The following is a 17828-nucleotide window of genomic DNA, read 5'->3' on the forward strand; positions in this document are numbered from 1 at the left end:
GAAGAAGTCGGCGAGAGGCCGTGCCCGCTCCTGCACGGTTGGGGACGGCTGGGACTCAAGTGCCCTGGTGCGCGCCCGGGACCGTGTCAGCCATGCCCGCGCCGGCGGGCCTGCCAGCCGGCCGCCGCGCCCAGTACCGCCACCGCCGCCACGCCGGCGACGATGCCCAGCGACGGGCCGCCGCCGGACTCCTCCCCGGTCGTCGTGGCCGGGGCTTCGCCGGACTCTTCCCCGGTCGTCGTGGCAGGGTCGCCGCCCGCCGCCACCTGTTCCCCGCACCCCTTTTGCGGATACCCCGCGATCGCGCACAGCAGGGCGTTCGCGTCGTAACGCAGGGGCTTCGCGACGGCCGCCAGGGCGTCCGCCGCCGTCGCGTCCGGGGCGAGCCGGGCGCAGGCCGTGCGGGAGGCGGGCGGGGTCTCACCGGAGGGCGCGTCCGTCGCCGTGCCGAAGTCGACGACCAGGGCCACCCGCTTCTCGCCGTCCTTCGCCGGGGTGTTCGCGCAGATCGTCGAGAAGTCGGCCGCGCCGCGCGGCCGGGACGCGTCCTCGGAGTCCTCGCTGACCGCGAAGCGGAAGCCCTGGACGGAGCCGTCGGCGGGGCGGGCGAGGGAGGGACCCTGGGTGGCGTACGTCCACGCCGTGCCTTCCCGCTCCCAGAACGACCAGTAGCGGTAGCCGGTGGCCTGGGCCGCGCCCGCGCCGCCGGCCAGGGCGATCACGAGCGCGGTGAGCAGGAGCGCGGCGCGGCGTATCACGGCTGCTGCTTCCGGTTCCGGCCGCTGAGCAGGAAGCCGATGCCGGCACCGGCGACGAGGAAGACGCCGACGTACCACCACACGCCGAAGCCGCTGTCCGACTCGGACTTGGACTCGGACTTGGCGTCGCTGTCCGCGGCGGCGGTCCGCTCGGCGGCCTGCGGGGCGGGGCCCGACGCGTTCAGCAGCCGCACGAGGTCCGTGCCGCCGAAGTCGCGCGGGTCGGCGCCGGCCGCGTGCGCGGCGAGGATCAGCTGGGCGTAGGCCGCGGGGCCGGTCTGCCTGGCCCACGGAGTGGCGTTGCCCTCCAGCCACTTGAGGGGGGCGGCCGCCTGCCCGGCGCCGCCCTGTGCGGCGAGCGCCACCACGGCGTCGGCGGTGTTGCCGTAGTCGGGCTGGTCCTCGGCACCGGCGAGGGCGGACTTGAGATGCCCGTCCTCGGCGAGCGCGCCGGCGAGGTACGAGGCGCCGTTGGCCGCGGCCTGCTCGGGGGTGAGGTCGTCGCCGTCGGTGCAGGAGGGCGCGGCCGAGGTGCCGGCGGCCTCGGCCGTCAGGCCCTTGCCGAGCGAGCCCAGCACACCGGCCGCGGTGGCGTCCGCGTTGGCGGCGAGGGCGCCCTTCTTGTCGGGCTGGTAGGCGAAGGCGCCGGCGCCCTCGCCGTCGTCGCACGGAACGGCGAGCGCGAGCAGGGCGTCCTGGCCGGACCTGCCGTCCTTGACGACGTCCTGCGGCCGCTCGCCGGCCGCGGCGAGGGCGCCGATCACGAGGGACGTCGAGTTGGCGTCGCTGGGGCCGCCGGTGGTGTAGCCCCAGCCACCGTCCTTGTTCTGCGCGGACTTCAGCCAGGTGACGGCCTTGCCGGTGACGGCGTCGTGCCCGCCGAGAGCGGCGAGTGCCTGCACGGCGGCGGCGGTCATGTTGGTGTCGACCGGCGTCTTGGGATCGCAGGGCGCGGCGCTGTCGGCGCGGTACGGCGCGAACGCCCCGTCGGCGCACTGCTGTCCGGTGAGCCAGTCCACGGCCGTGGCGGCGGGCTTCACGCCGACGGTGTCCTGGGCGAGCAGGGCGAGGGACTGGCGCCACACTCCGTCGTAGGCCGGGTCGCCCGTGCCGTACAGCCCCGAGGGCAGCGACGGTGAGGGGCTCGCGGCGTGCGCGACCGGGATCGCGGCGGCACTGATCACTGCGGTGACGGCCAGGGCCGCTGCGCTGCGGCGGACGACGTTCATGATCGGCGGGTGCCTCTCCCTGCGGGGGAGCCGCGCAGCACGGGGCAACCCCCGGGCGGCTCGGCTCCGTGTACCTCGACGGTGCCGCACACCGGCCGGTTGCCGGTGCGCTTGAGCCGGTCACGATTCCGTGCGGGGCGGTCCGGCTCACAGCGGAGGCTGTTGACGGTTGCGGGTCAGCGCCGGATTTGCACCGGCTTTCCCCCGTACGGGTGTGATGACGACCGGGCCACTCTACCCGCCCGTAGCGGGACCCCTCGTGGGGTGCCGGTCACATCCCTGCCGGTCCTGCGCGCGGGTCCGGACCGACCTCGCCGCACGGCAGCGGGCGAGCGGCCCGGACTCGTGGCAAAACCAGACCGAGTCGATCTCGCGGCCGTCGCGCAGGGTGTGCCGGGACGGCCCCTCCGCCGGGACGAAGCCCGCGCCCAGGAGCGCGCCCCGGCAGGCCTCGTTGGTCGCCTCGGTCCCGGCGTGGACGGCGTCCATGCCGAAGTGGGCGTGGCCGAGCAGCGCGCCCGCGCCGAACAGCTCCGCTCCCAGCCCCCGGCCGCGGGCGTGGGGCGCGAGCCAGCCGCCCGTCTGGCCGGTGGCGTGGTCCAGTTGGAGCGCCCCGGCGTAACGGCCGTCGTCCCGGCGCACGGCCACCAGGACCTCGCTGCCCTCGGGATCGAGCTCGAACGCCGCGAGCAACTCCCCCGGGATCGCGCGGTGGTTGTCGCCGGGACGCATCCGCACCAGGGTCTCGCGGAACCGGACGTCGGCCACGGTCTCCTCGGCCCGCATCCCGAGCCACCGCTGCGCCGCGTCGTCCGACCCGGCGGCGACCGCCGCCAGCAGGTCCAGCTGTGTCTCGGGGGTGTAGAGCACCAGGCGTTCGGTGTGCACCGTGTGCCTGCCGAGAGCGCACGGACCCGGCACGGTGAGCGGTGGCGCGGCTCGGCGTCGCAGTCGCGCCCACACCATGTGAACTCCCGTGAGGAGAGAGGGATCGAGGAGCGGGGCGAATCTACCGGAGGGGCGCCGCGGCGCCCGGAAGGGGGCTCATACCGCCACGTACGTCACCGGCTCGCTCCCCGGCACCGCTTCCGCCCGCCCCAGCTTCACCAGGCGGCGCAGATGGGCCTCCGCCTCGGAGACGGCGATGGTGCGGGAGCCGTAGGGGATGTCGGCCCAGGGGCGGTTCCAGTCCATGCGCTCGGCGAGCTGCCAGGGGGTCAGCGGCTCGCTCAGGAGCACCAGCAGACCGGTGAGCCGCGCCTCGTGATGGGTGAGCAGTTCCGCGACCCGGGCGGGGGCGTCGGTGAAGGCGTACTGGTGCGCCGGGAGGACCTCGGCGGGCCCGAGGCGGGCGACCCGCTCCAGGGAGGCCAGGTAGTCGCCGAGCGGGTCGGTGACGGTCATGTCGTCCGGGTCCTCGTACAGGCCGATGTGCGGGGTGATCTCGGGCAGTACGTGGTCGCCGGAGAAGAGGCGGCCGTGACCCGGGAGCCGGGCGGGGTGCTCCTCCTCCAGATGCAGGCAGACATGGCCCGGTGTGTGGCCCGGCGTCCAGATCGCGCGCAGCCGGCGTCCGGGCAGGTCGAGCAGCTCGCCGGGGACGATCTCGCGGTCGGGGAGGGCCGGGGAGAGGCCGGGGAGCCGGCCGCGGGCGGTGCGCAGCGGGGCGATGTGGGCCTCGGGTGCGCCGGCCGCGGCGAGCTTGTCCGCCATGTACGAGAACCAGTGCTCGGGACGGGCCTCATGGGTGCGCCGCACCACCGCCGCGTCCGCCGGGTGCATCGCGATCCACGCCCCCGAGGCGTCGCGCACCCGGCCCGACAGGCCGTGGTGGTCGGGGTGGTGGTGGGTGACGACCACGCCGTGCACCTCGGCGGCGGAGGTGCCGCACGCCGCGAGCCCCGCGACGAGGGTGTCCCAGGACGCCGGGTCGTCCCAGCCGGTGTCGATCAGCACCGGGCCGGCGTCGGTGTCGAGGACGTGGACGAGGGTGTGTCCGAGGGGGTTGTCCGGGATGGGGACCCGCAGCGACCGTACGCCGCCGCCGTGGTCGTGCACCTGCGTCATGGGCTCCCCCGATCGCCGCCGTGCGGTCACTATAACTAGAACACGTTTCCATGGGAGCCCGAGTCACCGGTTCCGGGCCGTGGACTCCTCCGCGATGAGCTGGTATCAGTCTTCGTAGTCCGCATTCTGATGGAGTGTCAGGGCGCGGTGTCGGGGATCAGGGAGGCAGTCGCCATGACCGAGCTCGTGGAACACGGACAGCTTTTCATCGGCGGGGAGTTGACCGACCCCCTCGGCAAGGACGTCATCGAGGTGGTCTCCCCGCACACCGAGGAGGTCGTCGGGCGGGTGCCGCACGCGTGCGCGCAGGACGTGGACCGGGCGGTCGCGGCCGCCCGCCGGGCCTTCGACGAGGGGCCCTGGCCGCGGATGTCCCTCGACGAGCGGATCGAGGTCGTCGGGCGGATCAAGGACGGCATCGCCGCCCGGCACGACGAGATCGCCCGCGTGATCTCGTCCGAGAACGGGTCGCCGTACTCCTGGAGCGTCCTCGCGCAGGCGCTCGGCGCGATGATGGTCTGGGACGCGGCGATCCGGGTCGCCCGCGACTTCCCCTACGAGGAGAGCCGCGACGGCGTGCTCGGGCGGCTCCTCGTGCGGCGCGAGCCGGTCGGGGTCGTCGCGGCGGTGGTGCCGTGGAACGTCCCGCAGTTCGTGGCCGCCGCGAAGCTCGCGCCCGCGCTGCTGACCGGTTGCACGGTCGTCCTCAAGCCGTCCCCGGAGTCGCCGCTGGACGCGTATCTGCTCGGCGAGATCGCGCGGGAGGCGGGGCTCCCGGAGGGCGTGCTGTCGATCCTGCCGGCCGACCGCGAGGTGAGCGAGTACCTCGTGGGGCACCCCGCGATCGACAAGGTGTCCTTCACCGGCTCGGTCGCGGCGGGCCGGCGGGTGATGGAGGTCGCCGCGCGCAACCTGACGCGCGTCACCCTGGAGCTGGGCGGCAAGTCGGCGGCGGTCGTGCTGCCGGACGCTGACCTGGAGAGCGCCGTGGCGGGGATCGTCCCGGCGGCCTGGATGAACAACGGGCAGGCATGTGTGGCGCAGACCCGCATCCTGCTGCCGCGCTCGCGCTACACGGAGTTCGCGGAGGCCTTCGCAGCGGCGGCGAGCGCCCTTGTGGTCGGGGACCCGCTGGACCCGGCCACCCAGGTGGGACCGCTGGTCGCGCAGCGTCAGCAGCGGCGCAGCCTCGACTACATCCGCATCGGCCAGGAGGAGGGCGCCAAGATCCTCACGGGCGGCGGCCGCCCCGCGGGTCTGGAGCGCGGCTGGTACGTCGAGCCGACCCTCTTCGGCGACGTCGACAACTCCATGCGGATCGCCCGCGAGGAGATCTTCGGCCCGGTGATCTGCCTGCTGCCCTACGGCGACGAGGCCGAGGCCGTGAAGATCGCGAACGACTCCGAGTACGGGCTGAGCGGCAGTGTGTGGACCGCCGACGTCGGCCACGGCGTCGACATCGCCCGCCAGGTCCGTACGGGCACCTACTCGGTCAACACCTTCAGCCTCGACATGCTGGGCCCGTTCGGCGGTTACAAGAACTCGGGCCTGGGGCGGGAGTTCGGCCCCGAGGGCTACGGCGAGTACCTCGAACACAAGATGATCCACCTGCCGGCCGGCTGGGAGGGCTGAGGAACCATGGGAGACCGTTGGCAGGTCGAGGTCGACCGCTCGCTGTGCATCGGCTCCGCGCAGTGCGTCCACCTCGCCCCGGACGCCTTCCGCCTCGACACGGCCCGCCAGTCCCACCCCACCGACCCGGAGACGGACGCGGGCGAGGGCATCCTGGCGGCGGCCGAGGGCTGCCCCGTGGAGGCGATCACCCTGACGCTGCTGGGAACCGGGGAGGCGGTGTTCCCGCCGGAGGAGTAGCGGGAGACCGAAGGTAAAAAATCCCTTCTGGGGGGTTCTATTCCCCCGGGGGAGTCTTACTCTGATAACAGGCCTACGAGGCGAGTGAGGGAGTTCGACCGGAGTAGCCGACTCCTGCGAGAGGCGAGAGCTTCCGCCGGTGCCGACGTCGACGGTCGGGCTGAGAGGCTGGAAGGCGGGCGGCAGAAGGACGGCCGCGAAGCCGGAAGGCGACCCCCAGCCACCTGATCCGGGCAATACCGGCGAAGGGAACCCGTCTCGTAGGTCCTTTTCGTGGGTCCCTCTCGTGGACCCTTTTCGCAGGTCCCTTTTCGCGGTCTACGTGTCCGTGCCGTTCGTCAGGTCGATCAAGCGGCACACCGTCTCGATGTCGATCTTCACCTGGGCGATGGAGGCGCGGCCCGAGAGCCAGGTGATCAGCGCCGAGTGCCAGGTGTGCTCGATGACGCGGACGGCCGACAGTTGGGCGGGGGTCGGGTCGTCCAGACCCATGGCGTCCAGGATGATCACCGTGGTCTGCCGGGAGACCTGGTCCACCTCGGGGCTGACGCTGCGGTCGGCGAAGGTGAGGGCGCGGACCATCGCGTCGGCCAGGTGCGGCTCGCGCTGGAGCGCGCGGAAGGCCCGCATCAGCGTCTCCGCGACCCGCTCCGCCGCGCTCTCGCCCGTGGGGGGCTTCTTGCGCAGTGTCCCGTGCATGTGCTCCAACTGGTCCTGCATGGTGGCGACCAGGAGATGGATCTTGGACGGGAAGTAGCGGTAGAGGGTACCGAGGGCGACCTGCGAGGACTCCGCGACCTCACGCATCTGCACCGCGTCGAAGCCGCCCCGGCTGGCCAGTTGGGCACAGGCCCGCAGGATGCGGCGCCGGCGTGCCTCCTGCCGCTCGGTGAGGGGTGGCGCGGCGGGTGCGGCGGGCCGCGCGCGACTGGCTTCCGCCTTGGCTTCCGCTGGCATGAGGTCCCGTTTCGTGACAGTGCGTGAGGGCGTGCGATCAGACAGCATGGCAGGCGCCGACCGCTGCCGCTCGCCCCGGCGGGCCGTGGCGTGAATCACCCGGTCCACCGCTCACAGCGGCGCTACCTGCCGGTAGATTCAGAGCCTCTTGAACGATCAAGTCTGTAACTTGTTCTAGATTAGCGTCCCCGCGTAATCTCGCGGGACAGCGCAGGGGGAAGGGGGCCCAGAGTGACCGCTGAGGCCAGTCAGGCGGGCTCTTCGAAGGCCCTCGCCTCCGACGGCTTGCGACCGCTCCGCATCGCGCTCCTCACGTACAAGGGAAACCCGTTCTGCGGCGGCCAGGGCGTCTACGTCCGGCACCTCTCCCGCGAACTCGCCCGCCTGGGCCACCATGTCGAGGTCATCGGCGCCCAGCCCTATCCCGTCCTCGACGAGGGCTACGACGGCCTGAGCCTCACCGAGTTGCCGAGCCTCGACCTCTACCGCCAGCCCGACCCCTTCCGCACGCCGGGGCGTGACGAGTACCGGGACTGGATCGACGCCCTGGAGGTCGCGACCATGTGGACCGGCGGCTTCCCCGAGCCGGTCACGTTCTCGCTGCGGGCCCGCCGTCATCTGCGGGCGCGCCGCGGTGACTTCGACGTCGTGCACGACAACCAGACGCTCGGGTACGGGCTGCTGGGCGACGTCGGCGCGCCCCTGGTGACGACGATCCATCACCCCATCACCGTGGACCGGCAGTTGGAGCTGGACGCGGCGGAGGGCTGGAAGCGGCGGTTCTCCGTGAAGCGGTGGTACGGCTTCACCCGTATGCAGAAGCGCGTGGCGCGCCGGCTGCCGTCCGTCCTCACCGTCTCCGGCACCTCGCGCCGGGAGATCGTCGACCACCTCGGCGTTCGCGCCGACCGCGTCCACGTCGTGCACATCGGCGCCGACACCGACCTGTTCTCGCCCGACCCCTCGGTCGCGCAGGTGCCGGGGCGCATCGTCACGACCTCCAGCGCGGACGTGCCGCTGAAGGGGCTGGTCTTCCTCGTCGAGGCGCTGGCCAAGGTGCGCACCGAGCATCCCGAGGCCCATCTCGTCGTCGTCGGGAAGCGGCCCACCGAGGGCCCGGTGGCGCAGGCCCTGGGACGGTACGGGCTCGAGGACGCCGTCGAGTTCGTCAAGGGGATCTCCGACGCCGCACTCGTCGACCTGGTGCGCTCGGCGCAGGTCGCGTGCGTGCCGTCGCTGTACGAGGGCTTCTCGCTGCCGGCGGCCGAGGCGATGGCCACGGGCACGCCGCTGGTCGCCACGACCGGCGGGGCGATCCCCGAAGTGGCCGGACGGGACGGGGAGACGTGCCTGGCGGTGCCGCCGGGCGACACGGGCGCGCTCGCCGCCGGACTGAGCCGGCTGCTGGGTGACGCGGATCTGCGCGCCCGGCTCGGCGCGGCCGGACGTGAACGGGTCCTGCGCCACTTCACCTGGGCACGTGCCGCGGAGGGCACGGTCGCCCGTTACCGGGAGGCGATCGCCCTCGCCGGTGACCGCCGCCGGCCGGGAACCGCCGCGGCGACCGGCCCGGCCGGCTCGTCCCTCGCTCCGGCGCGACGCGCCACCCTGGTGGCGAGCAGCGCCGCCGTCGCCGAGGAGGCCGCCGGGGAACCGGACGCGGCCACCGGTGGCGCGGGCGGCCCCGGCGACCCCCCGGGCCGGTTCCCCGGCGCGGCCCCCACGAGCCCCGTCCCCGCGCCCCCCGAGGCGACCCCCACCACCACCGGCGCCTACCGCGAAAGCAGGACCACGTGCTGACCGTCGACTTCTCCCGGTTCCCGCTCGCCCCGGGCGACCGCGTCCTGGACCTCGGATGCGGCGCCGGCCGGCACGCGTTCGAGTGCTACCGGCGCGGCGCGCAGGTCGTCGCGCTGGACCAGAACGGCGAGGAGATCCGCGAGGTCGCCAAGTGGTTCGCGGCGATGAAGGAGGCGGGTGAGGCGCCCGAGGGCGCCACCGCGACCGCCATGGAGGGCGACGCCCTCGCCCTGCCCTTCCCCGACGAGTCCTTCGACGTGGTCATCATCTCCGAGGTGATGGAGCACATCCCGGACGACAAGGGCGTGCTCGCCGAGATGGTCCGGGTCCTCAGGCCCGGCGGCCGGATCGCGATCACCGTGCCGCGCTACGGCCCCGAGAAGGTCTGCTGGACCCTCTCCGACGCCTACCACGAGGTCGAGGGCGGGCACATCCGCATCTACAAGGCGGACGAACTCCTCGCGAAGATACGCGAGGCGGGCCTCAAGCCGTACGGCACGCACCACGCCCACGCCCTGCACTCGCCGTACTGGTGGCTGAAGTGCGCGTTCGGCGTCGACAACGACAAGGCGCTGCCGGTGCGCGCGTACCACCAGCTGCTGGTCTGGGACATCATGAAGAAGCCGCTGGCCACGCGGGTCGCCGAGCAGGCGCTGAACCCGCTGATCGGCAAGAGCTTCGTGGCCTACGCGACCAAGCCCCACCTGCCCTCCGTGGACGCCCGGTGACCACTCCCCGTACGGAGCACCTCGTCCTGCCCGGGGTGCTCACCGCCGAGCAGGCCGCCGCGACCGCGGGCGCGATCCTCGCCGTGCAGCGGGAGGACGGCGCGATCCCCTGGTTCCGCGGGCACCACCTCGACCCCTGGGACCACACCGAGGCCGCGATGGCGCTCGACGCGGCCGGCGAGCACGAGGCCGCCGAGCGGGCGTACCTGTGGCTGGCGGCCCATCAGAACCCGGACGGCTCCTGGTACGCGGCGTACGCCGACGGAGCACACGACGACGTCACCGACCGGGCGCGCGAGACCAACTTCGTCGCCTACATAGCCGTGGGCGTCTGGCACCACTACCTGTCCACCGGCGACGACACCTTCCTCGACCGCATGTGGCCGGTGGTGTACGCGGCCGTCGAGTGCGTGCTGTCGCTCCAGCAGCCCGGCGGGGAGATCGGCTGGAAGCGGGAGGACGACGGTACGCCCGTCACGGACGCCCTGCTCACCGGCTGCTCGTCCATCCACCAGGCGCTGCGCTGCGCGCTCGCCATCGCCGAGCAGCGTGAGGAGCCGCAGCCCGACTGGGAACTGGCGGTCGGCATGCTGCGGCACGCGATCCGCCGGCACCCGGAGCGGTTCCTCGACAAGGACCGCTACTCGATGGACTGGTACTACCCGGTGCTGGGCGGCGCCCTGACCGGCGCGGAGGCCAAGTCCCGTGTGGAGGAGGGCTGGGAGAGGTTCGTCGTGCCCGGCCTCGGGGTGCGGTGCGTGGTGCCCAACCCGTGGGTCACCGGCGGCGAGTCGGCCGAACTCGCCCTCGCGCTCTGGGCGATGGGCGAGTCCGACCGCGCGCTGGAGATCCTGCAGTCGATCCGGCATCTCCGTGACCCGGAGACCGGGCTGTACTGGACGGGTTACGTGTTCGAGGACGACGCGATCTGGCCACGTGAACTCACCGCCTGGACGGCGGGCTCACTGCTGCTCGCCGTCGCGGCGCTGGGCGGGCACGAGGCCACCTGCGCGGTGTTCGGCGGGGACCGGTTGCCGGGGGGACTGGATCCCGACTGCTGCGACGGCTGATCCGGTGCGGGCCGCGGGGGGCGCGCCGCACGGTTCCCCGCGCCCCTGAAGGGGCGCTGCGGCCCAGCGGCGTCCCGTCAGTGCTGACGGGACATACGGCCCGCGATCGCGTGGCCGACGAAGAGGTACACGACCGCCGCCAGACCGTAGCCCGCGACGACGCGCGCCCATGCCGCGTCGAAGGTGAAGAGGTCGTAGGACCAGCCGGCCAGCCACCGCGCGGCGTCGTGCACGAACTGCACGAAGTCGTTGCCGGGGTTGGCGTCCAGCAGGTACATGAGGATCCACAGGCCCAGGATGAAGGCCATGATGTCGGCGACGACCGCTATGATCCGGCCGGCCTGGTTCGTGCGATATCTGGGGGACATGCCCTACGGGTTGCCGCTCGCGCCTGGCTGAAACCAGAAAGGCCCGCGCCTGCCTCCGCAGCCCATTTCTCTTGCGTTCGGGTGGAGTTGACCACTCCGGGGGATGATGTTCCACGGGGTCACTGATGATCCTGCCCCCTTGAGCGGCAGGAGGGCCGTTGTCCGCGACCGTGGAACCCAGACTCACCATCCGCAGAACCACACACCGCCGCGTCCCGCGTCTCGTGGTCGCCGCGCTGCCCCTCGCCCTCGCCGGACTGCTGTCGCTGCTGATCTCCGGCAACACTCTGAGGCCGTTCGAACGCATCACGGTCATCGACTCCCGGATGGCCTCCAAGTCCGACTACTTCAAGGACCCCGAGGTGCAGCGGCTGCTGCTGAAGCACGGCATCCGCGTCGACATCCGCCGCCTCGGCTCGCGCGGCATCGCCACCCGCTCGCTGAAGGGCCTGGACGTCGTCTTCCCGTCCGGTCAGCCCGCGGCGAAGCTGATCCTGGACCGGCCGGACGACACCGGCCGGTCCGTGCGCCCCTTCGTCTCCCCGCTGGCCCTGGGCAGCTTCCGCGACTACGCCGAGGCCCTGGTCAAGGCGGGCGTGGCCACCCCGCAGCGGCCCACCAGCGGGTCGGAGACGCTCTACTACGACCTGGACATGGCGAAGTTCATGACCCTGCTCAACGGCGTCGACGACCCGGACGACCCCGAGGACGGCCCCAGGGACGGTGAAGGCAGGACGGCCGACACCTGGGACGGCATCGGCTACGACGACGTGGCCGCCGGCGACAGCAACAGCGGCAGCGTGCTGGTGCGCACGTCCGACGTCTGCGAGTCCAACTCGGCCGGCACCTATCTGAGCCTGCTCGCCTTCGTCGCGGGCGGCGAGCGGACGCCCGGCTCCAGCCACCCCAACGACCCCCGGCGCGCCCGGGCGGAGGTCGACCGGATCTCCGCCGAGATCAAACCGCTCGTCACCCTCCAGGGCATGTGGGCCGACGAGCAGGCCGACAGCTACTTCTCCGCCCTCGGCGAGTCCTTGGCGCCCATCGCCCTCATCTACGAGCACCAGTTCCTCGCCCACCAGACAGCCCACGTGGCCAAGGAGCACACACAGGACACCAGCCGCGTCCTGCTCTACCCCAAGCCCTACGCCCTCACCGAGCCGCAGCTCATCTCCCTGAGCCCGCAGGGCGACCGGCTCGTGGAGCTGATCGAGAAGGACGCGGAACTGCGCCGGCGCGCCCTGGAACTGGGCTTCCGCATCCGCTTCTCCGGCGAGGACGGCGCCAGCCGCCAACTCGACGACCACCTGCGCGAGCACGGCATCCAGGTCCCGGTCCCGAACGCCGACCGGACGAAGGCGCTCGAACCCGGCCTGGAGGTACTGGACGAGATCATCGACTACGTCGGCGACTGCCCGCCGCCCGACCTGGACGCCGTGTCATGACCCGCCTCGCACGCGCCCTGACCGTCCCGCTCACCCTGGCCCTGCTCACCGGCCTCACCTCCTGCACACAGGACGAGGAACCGGTCACCCTGCGCGTCCTCGCCAGCCCCGAACTCGCCGACCTCGCCCCGCTCCTGGACGACCTGGAGCAGGACACCGGCGTCGAGCTGGAGATGGACTACGAGGCGGGCGCCGACCTCGAAGGGCAGTACCCCGGCGGCCGGGCGTACGACCTGGCCTGGCTGGCCTCCGACCGCTCCTTCCAGCTCCGTGTCCAGGACTCCGAGGGGCGTCTGGCCCGGCCCGAGTCCACCCCGATCATGCGCTCGCCCGTCGTCGTGGGCCTCGAACCCGACGTCGCCGACAAGCTGCGCCGGGCCGCCCCCGGGGGCCGGATCTCCTGGGCGGACGTGGCCGACGCGGCGGCCGAGGGCACCGTACGGTTCGGGATGGCCGACCCGCGGCACAGCGACACCGGCCGTGCCGCCCTGGTCGGGGTCGCCACCGCCGCCGCCGGCACCGGACGCGCGCTGCGCGCGCGGGACGTCTCCTGCGACCGGCTGCGCGGCTTCCGCTCCGGCCAGACCCTGACCGCGCCCAGCTCCCGCGCCCTGATCGACGCCTATCTGAGCAGGCCGGGCGAGACCAACGCGCTCGTCGCGCACGAGGCCGAACTCCTCGCGCTGAACGCCTCGGACCGGCGCACCGAGCCGCTGCGGATCGTGCATCCCGACGACGGCATGATGCTCTCCGACTTCCCGCTGCTGCTGCTCGACCGGGAGCGGCGGGAGGCGTACGGAAGGGTGGTGGACTGGCTGCTGAGCACCGGCACCCAGCGCGCACTCATGGAGCGGACCTTCCGTCGCCCGGTCGACCCGGACGTGGAGCCCTCAGCGCCGCTGCGCGCCGACATCGGCAACGCGCTGTCCTTCCCCGACAGCCTCTCCATCGTCCAGCGGCTGATGAGCGACTACGGCGATCCCCGGAGTCGCAGCGCCGACCAGGTCGTCTTCGTCCTCGACTTCTCCACCTCGATGCGCGGCGAGCGGATGGCCGGTCTGCGCGCCGCCTTCGCGGGGCTGAGCGGCGCCGACGACACCTCCACCGGCAAGTTCGCCCGCTTCTACCGGGGCGAGCGCCTCTCGGTCGTCCGGTTCGGCGGCCGGGTGCTGGAGGAGACCACGGTGACCGTGCGCGGCGACGCCGATCTGCGCACCCTGAACCAGTCGGTCGCCGACGGCGGCTACGACGACGCCACCGCCGTGTGGACCGCGCTCGACCGGGGCTACCGCATCGCCACCGCCGCCGTCCGCGACGAACGCGCGCGTCCCGTCGCCATCGTGCTGATGACCGACGGCGAGAACAACGCGGGCATCGGCTACGAGGAGTTCCTGCGCCGCCACGAGGCCCTCGGGGCCGACGCGCGCGCGGTGCCCACCTTCGCCGTCCCTTTCGGAGAGGCCGACGCCGCCGCCCTGCGGCGGGTCGCCACGGCCACCGGCGGCCGCACGGTCGACGCGGGTCTCTCCTCCCTCTCCGAAGCCTTCAAGGAGATCCGTGGGTGTCATTGATGCTCAGTGGTGGGGCCTGTGGTGGCCCTGGCTGTTCGTCTGGGCCGTCACCGCGGCCTGTCTCGTCCTGGTCCTCGGATATGGAGGGCAGCGTCTGCGCGGTCGCCGAAAGCCCGGCGGGACCCATCTCGACATGTGCTTCTACCTGCACAAACAGCGCGTCATGGACATCTACGAGGTCGGTGGTTTCGCGCAGTCCCTGAGCCAGGAGGTCGCCCACCGGCTCCAGGTCCAGAACAACTTCGGGCTGTGGGGCAGGCTCTTCTTCTGGCTGGGCAAGGCCGAACGCGGCGTCACCCGGGAGCAGGTCACCACCTACCTCCGCGAGGCCAACCCCATGAACGTCATCGGCGTGGTCATGGACGCCATGCGCAAGGAGGACCGGGTGGTGGACGTCGACCTCATCGAGGGCGACCTCGTCCTCAACCGGGCCGGCGCCGACCGGCTGGCCCGCCGCCACCCCGACGGCGACATCCCCCTCAGCGCGCTCGGCCTGGAGTACGTCTCGGTCACCGGCGGCTTCACGGCGAAACGGGAGGAGAACGGCGTCCGCCTGAGCGCCCCCTACGGCAGCGGCGCGCAGGTGGAGATCATGTGCTTCGAGGCGCAGGGGCGGGGCGACTTCCACGAGGAGCACTACTACACGGGCAGGTTCACGGCCCGTTGCCTCGGCAAGGTGCTGGCCTGGGACGAGGAGCGGCGCCGGCTGACGCTCGACCCGGTCGCCATCTTCCGCTGAACCGTCAGGAGTTCAGCTCGGCCAGCACCCGCAGGGTGTGCGGGTCCGGCGCCAGCACCAGCAGGTCGGTCACCGGGCCCTTGCGCCACAACTCCAGCCGCGCCGCGACGCGTTCGCGGGGTCCGACGAGGGAGATCTCGTCGGCGAACGCGTCGGGCACGGCCCGCACCGCCTCCTCGCGCCGCCCGGCGAGGAACAGCTCCTGGATCCGCCGCGCCTCCTCCTCGTACCCCATGCGCGCCATCAGTTCGGCGTGGAAGTTGCGCCGGGCGTGGCCCATCCCGCCGATGTAGAAACCGAGCATGGCCTTGACCGGCAACAGCCCCTCCGCGACGTCCCGGCAGACCCGCGCCTGGGCCAGCGGCGCCACGAGGAACCCCTCGGGGGCGCCGGCCAGGGACGGCTCGTACACCTCGGGGCGCAGGGGTGACCAGTACAGGGGCAGCCAGCCGTCGGCGATCCGGGCGGTCTGCGCGATGTTCTTGGGTCCCTCCGCGCCCAGCAGGATCGGCAGATCGGGGCGGAGGGGGTGCGTGATGGGCTTCAGGGGCCTGCCGAGGCCGGTGCCGTCCGCGCCGGTGTACGGATGGGCGTGGAACCGCCCGTCCAGCTCCACGGGCCCCCGGCGCGCGAGCACCTGCCGTACGACGTCGACGTACTCCCGGGTCGCGGTCAGCGGCGAGGACGGGAACGGCCGCCCGTACCAGCCCTCCACCACCTGCGGCCCCGACAGCCCCAGCCCCAGCATCATCCGGCCGCCGCTGAGGTGGTCGAGGGTGAGGGCGTGCATGGCGGTGGTCGTCGGCGGGCGGGCCGCCATCTGCGCGACCGCCGTACCCAGCTTGATGGTGGAGGTGTGGGCGGCCAGCCAGGTCAGCGGGGTGAAGGCGTCCGAGCCCCAGGACTCCGCCGTCCACACGGAGTCGTACCCGAGCCGCTCGGCCTCCCGGGCCAGCGCGAGGTGGTCGGGGGAGGGGCCGCGGCCCCAGTAGCCGAGCGCGAGACCGAGCCGCATGGCATCTCCTGACGCTGTGTCAGCTGTTCGAGGGGCGACTGTACGACAACGGCCCCCCGCCCGGAAGGGCGAGGGGCCGTACGTACGGCGGGCGGATCAGCCGCGCTGGATCCCGCTGGTGTCCTGGAGGACACCGCGCCGGCCGTCCTGCGTCTGCGCGACCAGCGTCTGGCCGCGCTGCTCGACGGCCAGGTACCAGGTGCCCGGGGCGAGTTCGGCGATCGGGGACGGCGAGCCGTCCTCTCCGAACAGCGGACGCGGCACCGGCACCGCGAACCAGAACGGGGAGAAGTCCCCGCCGGCCGCGGGCGGTTGCTGCGGCTGGCCGTAGGGCTGGCCGGGCTGCCCCGGCTGCGACTGACCGAACCCGGCGGGCTGCTGGGCGCCCGGGTAGCCGTAACCACCCTGCGGCGGAGTGCCGTAGGGCTGGGGGGCGGCCGGGCGGGGGGCCGGGAGGAGGGCGCCCTTGAGGGCGGGGACCAGCGGGGTGGCGACGGCCGCGGCGGCCATGATCAGCGTGGCGACGAGGGCGAGGATCAGGCCCGTGCCGGCGTCGGGGCCGTCGGAGGAGTTCCCGCCGAAGTTGTTGGCGGCGCTCGCCGGGTCGAAGACGTTGCCGAGCGCGCTCCACGCGGCGAACACCGTGAAGGCGACGCCGAACTGGCCGAGGTCGAGTCCCGCGACCTTCGGTGCCTGCGGCAGCGCGTGGCCGACGACCACGAGCGCGGCGCCGATGAGACCCGCGAGCACGACACCCATCAGCACCGGGCCGCTGCCCCACAGGGTGGGCATGTCCAGGCCGGCCGGAGCGCCGTCGGTGGAGTAGAAGTCGAGGAACGACGCGATGAAGAGCAACACCGCTGCTCCGATCACCACGCCGTCGCCTCGAGTGAGGGAGCGGATATTCACTTCAGGTCCTTCGCAGGTCGTCTCGTCGTCGGCAGAGGCGTCGCTGTCACCGAGTTGGCCCAGGGCCCAGGGTGCCGAGCGCGGGAGTAGCCTCTCATCGTACGAACGGACCCTATCGTCCACCCGACCACGTGTCCGCCCGGAAGAGCCCGCGTATTACCTCCGCGTGCAGGAAACACACGATTCCGTTACCAGGCGTCTCGGTGACCGCCGGCCTCCGGGACGTCTCGGCCCGGAAGGTGCGCGACGGCGGCATCGGAGCGCGGGTGCCGCCCGGACGGATCTCCCCGCGGCTGCCCCCTACTTCCGCAGGAAGTCCGTGATGCCGTCCGCGACGCCCTGCGCCGCCTTCTGCCGCCAGGCCCCGCTGATCAGCAGTGCCGCGTCCCTGCCGTCGCGCATGTTGCCGCACTCGATGAACACCTTGGGAACCGTCGACAGATTGAGCCCGCCCAGGTCCTGACGCGTCACGAGACCGGTGCCGTTCCCCACGTAGTTGGAGGGCGCGCTGCCGGTGGCGCGGACGAAGTTTCCCGCGATGCTCGCGCCGAGTTCACGTGACGGACCCACGATCGGCCGGGTGTCGGCGGCGCCCGCGTGCACGGACGCCGGGAGGATGACGTGGAACCCGCGGTTCCCGGTCCCGGAGCCGTCCGCGTGGAGGGAGACGACCGCGTCGGCCTTCTCCTCGTTGCCGATCCGGGCCCGCTCGTCGATGCACGGCCCGTACGGGCGGTCGCCGTTCTGCGTCAGCAGCACCGTGGCGCCCTGCTCCTGAAGGAGCGTGCGCAGCCGGCGGGCGAGGTCGAGCGTGAACTCGGCCTCCGTGTAACCCGCGTTGGTCGCCGTGCCGGTCGTGTCGCATTCCTTGCGCGTCGTCCCGATGTCGACCTTGCGGTTGATCTCGGCCGTGTGCGCGAAGTTGTGCGGGTTGTGGCCGGGGTCGACGACGACGACCTTGCCCTGGAGCGAGCCCGTGCGCGCGGGCGCGGGGGCCGGTTTCCCGTCGGAGGACGAGGGGTCCTCGCCGGGCGAACCGGCGGGCGAGGGGAACGCGGGCGAGGGGAACGACGGGGCCGTGGACGGCGCCTTGGCCTCCGTGCGACCGCCTCCTGGACCGCCGCTGTCACCCACCGCCTCGTAGACCGCCCACCCGAGCAGGGCGCCCGGCACCAGGGCCGCGACGGCGACGGTCATCGCCCGGCGGCGGGAGCGGCGGGGCATGGACGAATCGAACTCCGGACCTGTGTACGGCACGCTCGCCACCCTAGCCGCCTGGGCGCCGCCACCCCGGATTGTG

The 17828-nt window shown here is 72.9% G+C and carries 17 protein-coding genes; 8 read left to right on the forward strand and 9 right to left on the reverse strand.

The genetic code is table 11. The features are described 5' to 3' along the window. Nucleotides 1-86 precede the first annotated feature (86 nt). From ACWCPM_RS20715 to ACWCPM_RS20730, 4 genes are all read right to left on the reverse strand, one after another. Nucleotides 87-758: an SCO2322 family protein gene (locus tag ACWCPM_RS20715; RefSeq protein ID WP_450977678.1), complete on the reverse strand. Its 672-nt coding sequence runs from the start codon at nucleotides 756-758 to the stop codon at nucleotides 87-89. After that, nucleotides 755-1987, reverse strand: coding sequence for a prenyltransferase/squalene oxidase repeat-containing protein (locus ACWCPM_RS20720; RefSeq protein ID WP_450977679.1), 1233 nt, complete (start codon nucleotides 1985-1987; stop codon nucleotides 755-757). The genes ACWCPM_RS20715 and ACWCPM_RS20720 overlap by 4 nt, the downstream gene beginning before the upstream one ends. 234 nt (nucleotides 1988-2221) lie before the next feature. Continuing rightward, entirely contained in the window at nucleotides 2222-2953 is a 732-nt protein-coding gene (locus tag ACWCPM_RS20725) for a GNAT family N-acetyltransferase (protein WP_450977680.1), read from the reverse strand. 78 nt (nucleotides 2954-3031) lie between these two features. Then, on the reverse strand, nucleotides 3032-4054 hold the full coding sequence (locus ACWCPM_RS20730) for an MBL fold metallo-hydrolase (protein ID WP_450977681.1): 1023 nt from the start codon (nucleotides 4052-4054) through the stop codon (nucleotides 3032-3034). Nucleotides 4055-4228: 174 nt separating this feature from the next. Here ACWCPM_RS20730 and ACWCPM_RS20735 point away from each other — a divergent pair, with 174 nt between their 5' ends. Together ACWCPM_RS20735 and ACWCPM_RS20740 are read left to right on the forward strand one after the other, a co-directional pair. Continuing rightward, entirely contained in the window at nucleotides 4229-5686 is a 1458-nt protein-coding gene (locus ACWCPM_RS20735) for an aldehyde dehydrogenase (protein WP_450977682.1), read from the forward strand. Between the two features lie 6 nt (nucleotides 5687-5692). Then, nucleotides 5693-5926, forward strand: coding sequence for a ferredoxin (locus ACWCPM_RS20740; protein WP_450977683.1), 234 nt, complete (start codon nucleotides 5693-5695; stop codon nucleotides 5924-5926). A gap of 318 nt (nucleotides 5927-6244) precedes the next feature. Here the strand turns inward: ACWCPM_RS20740 and ACWCPM_RS20745 are convergent, their stop codons facing one another. Next, nucleotides 6245-6883 carry a TetR family transcriptional regulator gene (locus ACWCPM_RS20745; RefSeq protein ID WP_450977684.1) on the reverse strand — a complete coding sequence of 213 codons (639 nt, stop codon included), beginning with the start codon at nucleotides 6881-6883 and terminating at the stop codon, nucleotides 6245-6247. A 231-nt stretch (nucleotides 6884-7114) separates the two neighbouring features. Between ACWCPM_RS20745 and ACWCPM_RS20750 the strand changes: the two genes are divergently transcribed. From ACWCPM_RS20750 to ACWCPM_RS20760, 3 genes are read left to right on the forward strand one after another with little or no spacing between them, the layout of a single operon-like run. Then, entirely contained in the window at nucleotides 7115-8683 is a 1569-nt protein-coding gene (locus ACWCPM_RS20750; protein WP_450977685.1) for a glycosyltransferase family 4 protein, read from the forward strand. Beyond that, the gene (locus ACWCPM_RS20755) at nucleotides 8677-9411 is read left to right on the forward strand and encodes a class I SAM-dependent methyltransferase (protein ID WP_450977686.1); all 735 of its coding nucleotides are present in this window, start codon (nucleotides 8677-8679) and stop codon (nucleotides 9409-9411) included. Before ACWCPM_RS20750 ends, ACWCPM_RS20755 begins: the two co-directional genes overlap by 7 nt. Further along, nucleotides 9408-10481, forward strand: a complete 1074-nt coding sequence (locus tag ACWCPM_RS20760; protein WP_450977687.1) for a prenyltransferase/squalene oxidase repeat-containing protein — start codon at nucleotides 9408-9410, stop codon at nucleotides 10479-10481. The genes ACWCPM_RS20755 and ACWCPM_RS20760 overlap by 4 nt, the downstream gene beginning before the upstream one ends. Nucleotides 10482-10558: 77 nt before the next feature. On the opposite strand, the gene ACWCPM_RS20765 is transcribed toward ACWCPM_RS20760, so the two are convergent. Continuing rightward, nucleotides 10559-10849, reverse strand: a complete 291-nt coding sequence (locus ACWCPM_RS20765) for a hypothetical protein (protein WP_450977688.1) — start codon at nucleotides 10847-10849, stop codon at nucleotides 10559-10561. Between the two features lie 158 nt (nucleotides 10850-11007). On the opposite strand from ACWCPM_RS20765, the gene ACWCPM_RS20770 reads away from it, so the two are divergent. Genes ACWCPM_RS20770 through ACWCPM_RS20780 form a run of 3 tightly spaced genes read left to right on the forward strand, consistent with a single transcriptional unit; the run spans nucleotide 11008 to nucleotide 14604 of the window. Then, nucleotides 11008-12294: a hypothetical protein gene (locus tag ACWCPM_RS20770; protein ID WP_450977689.1), complete on the forward strand. Its 1287-nt coding sequence runs from the start codon at nucleotides 11008-11010 to the stop codon at nucleotides 12292-12294. Then, the gene (locus ACWCPM_RS20775) at nucleotides 12291-13865 is read left to right on the forward strand and encodes a substrate-binding domain-containing protein (RefSeq protein WP_450977690.1); all 1575 of its coding nucleotides are present in this window, start codon (nucleotides 12291-12293) and stop codon (nucleotides 13863-13865) included. The genes ACWCPM_RS20770 and ACWCPM_RS20775 overlap by 4 nt, the downstream gene beginning before the upstream one ends. Further along, the gene (locus ACWCPM_RS20780; RefSeq protein ID WP_450977691.1) at nucleotides 13852-14604 is read left to right on the forward strand and encodes a hypothetical protein; all 753 of its coding nucleotides are present in this window, start codon (nucleotides 13852-13854) and stop codon (nucleotides 14602-14604) included. The genes ACWCPM_RS20775 and ACWCPM_RS20780 overlap by 14 nt, the downstream gene beginning before the upstream one ends. Nucleotides 14605-14608: 4 nt before the next feature. On the opposite strand, the gene ACWCPM_RS20785 is transcribed toward ACWCPM_RS20780, so the two are convergent. The 3 genes from ACWCPM_RS20785 to ACWCPM_RS20795 form a co-directional block, all read right to left on the reverse strand. Next, complete coding sequence (locus ACWCPM_RS20785) at nucleotides 14609-15619, reverse strand: LLM class F420-dependent oxidoreductase (protein WP_450977692.1); 1011 nt, start codon at nucleotides 15617-15619, stop codon at nucleotides 14609-14611. A gap of 96 nt (nucleotides 15620-15715) precedes the next feature. Beyond that, entirely contained in the window at nucleotides 15716-16528 is an 813-nt protein-coding gene (locus ACWCPM_RS20790; RefSeq protein WP_450977693.1) for a DUF5336 domain-containing protein, read from the reverse strand. Nucleotides 16529-16828: 300 nt separating this feature from the next. Next, on the reverse strand, nucleotides 16829-17785 hold the full coding sequence (locus ACWCPM_RS20795) for an N-acetylmuramoyl-L-alanine amidase (RefSeq protein WP_450977694.1): 957 nt from the start codon (nucleotides 17783-17785) through the stop codon (nucleotides 16829-16831). Between the last annotated feature and the right edge of the window lie 43 nt (nucleotides 17786-17828).

Source organism: Streptomyces sp. NPDC002309 (assembly GCF_053593375.1).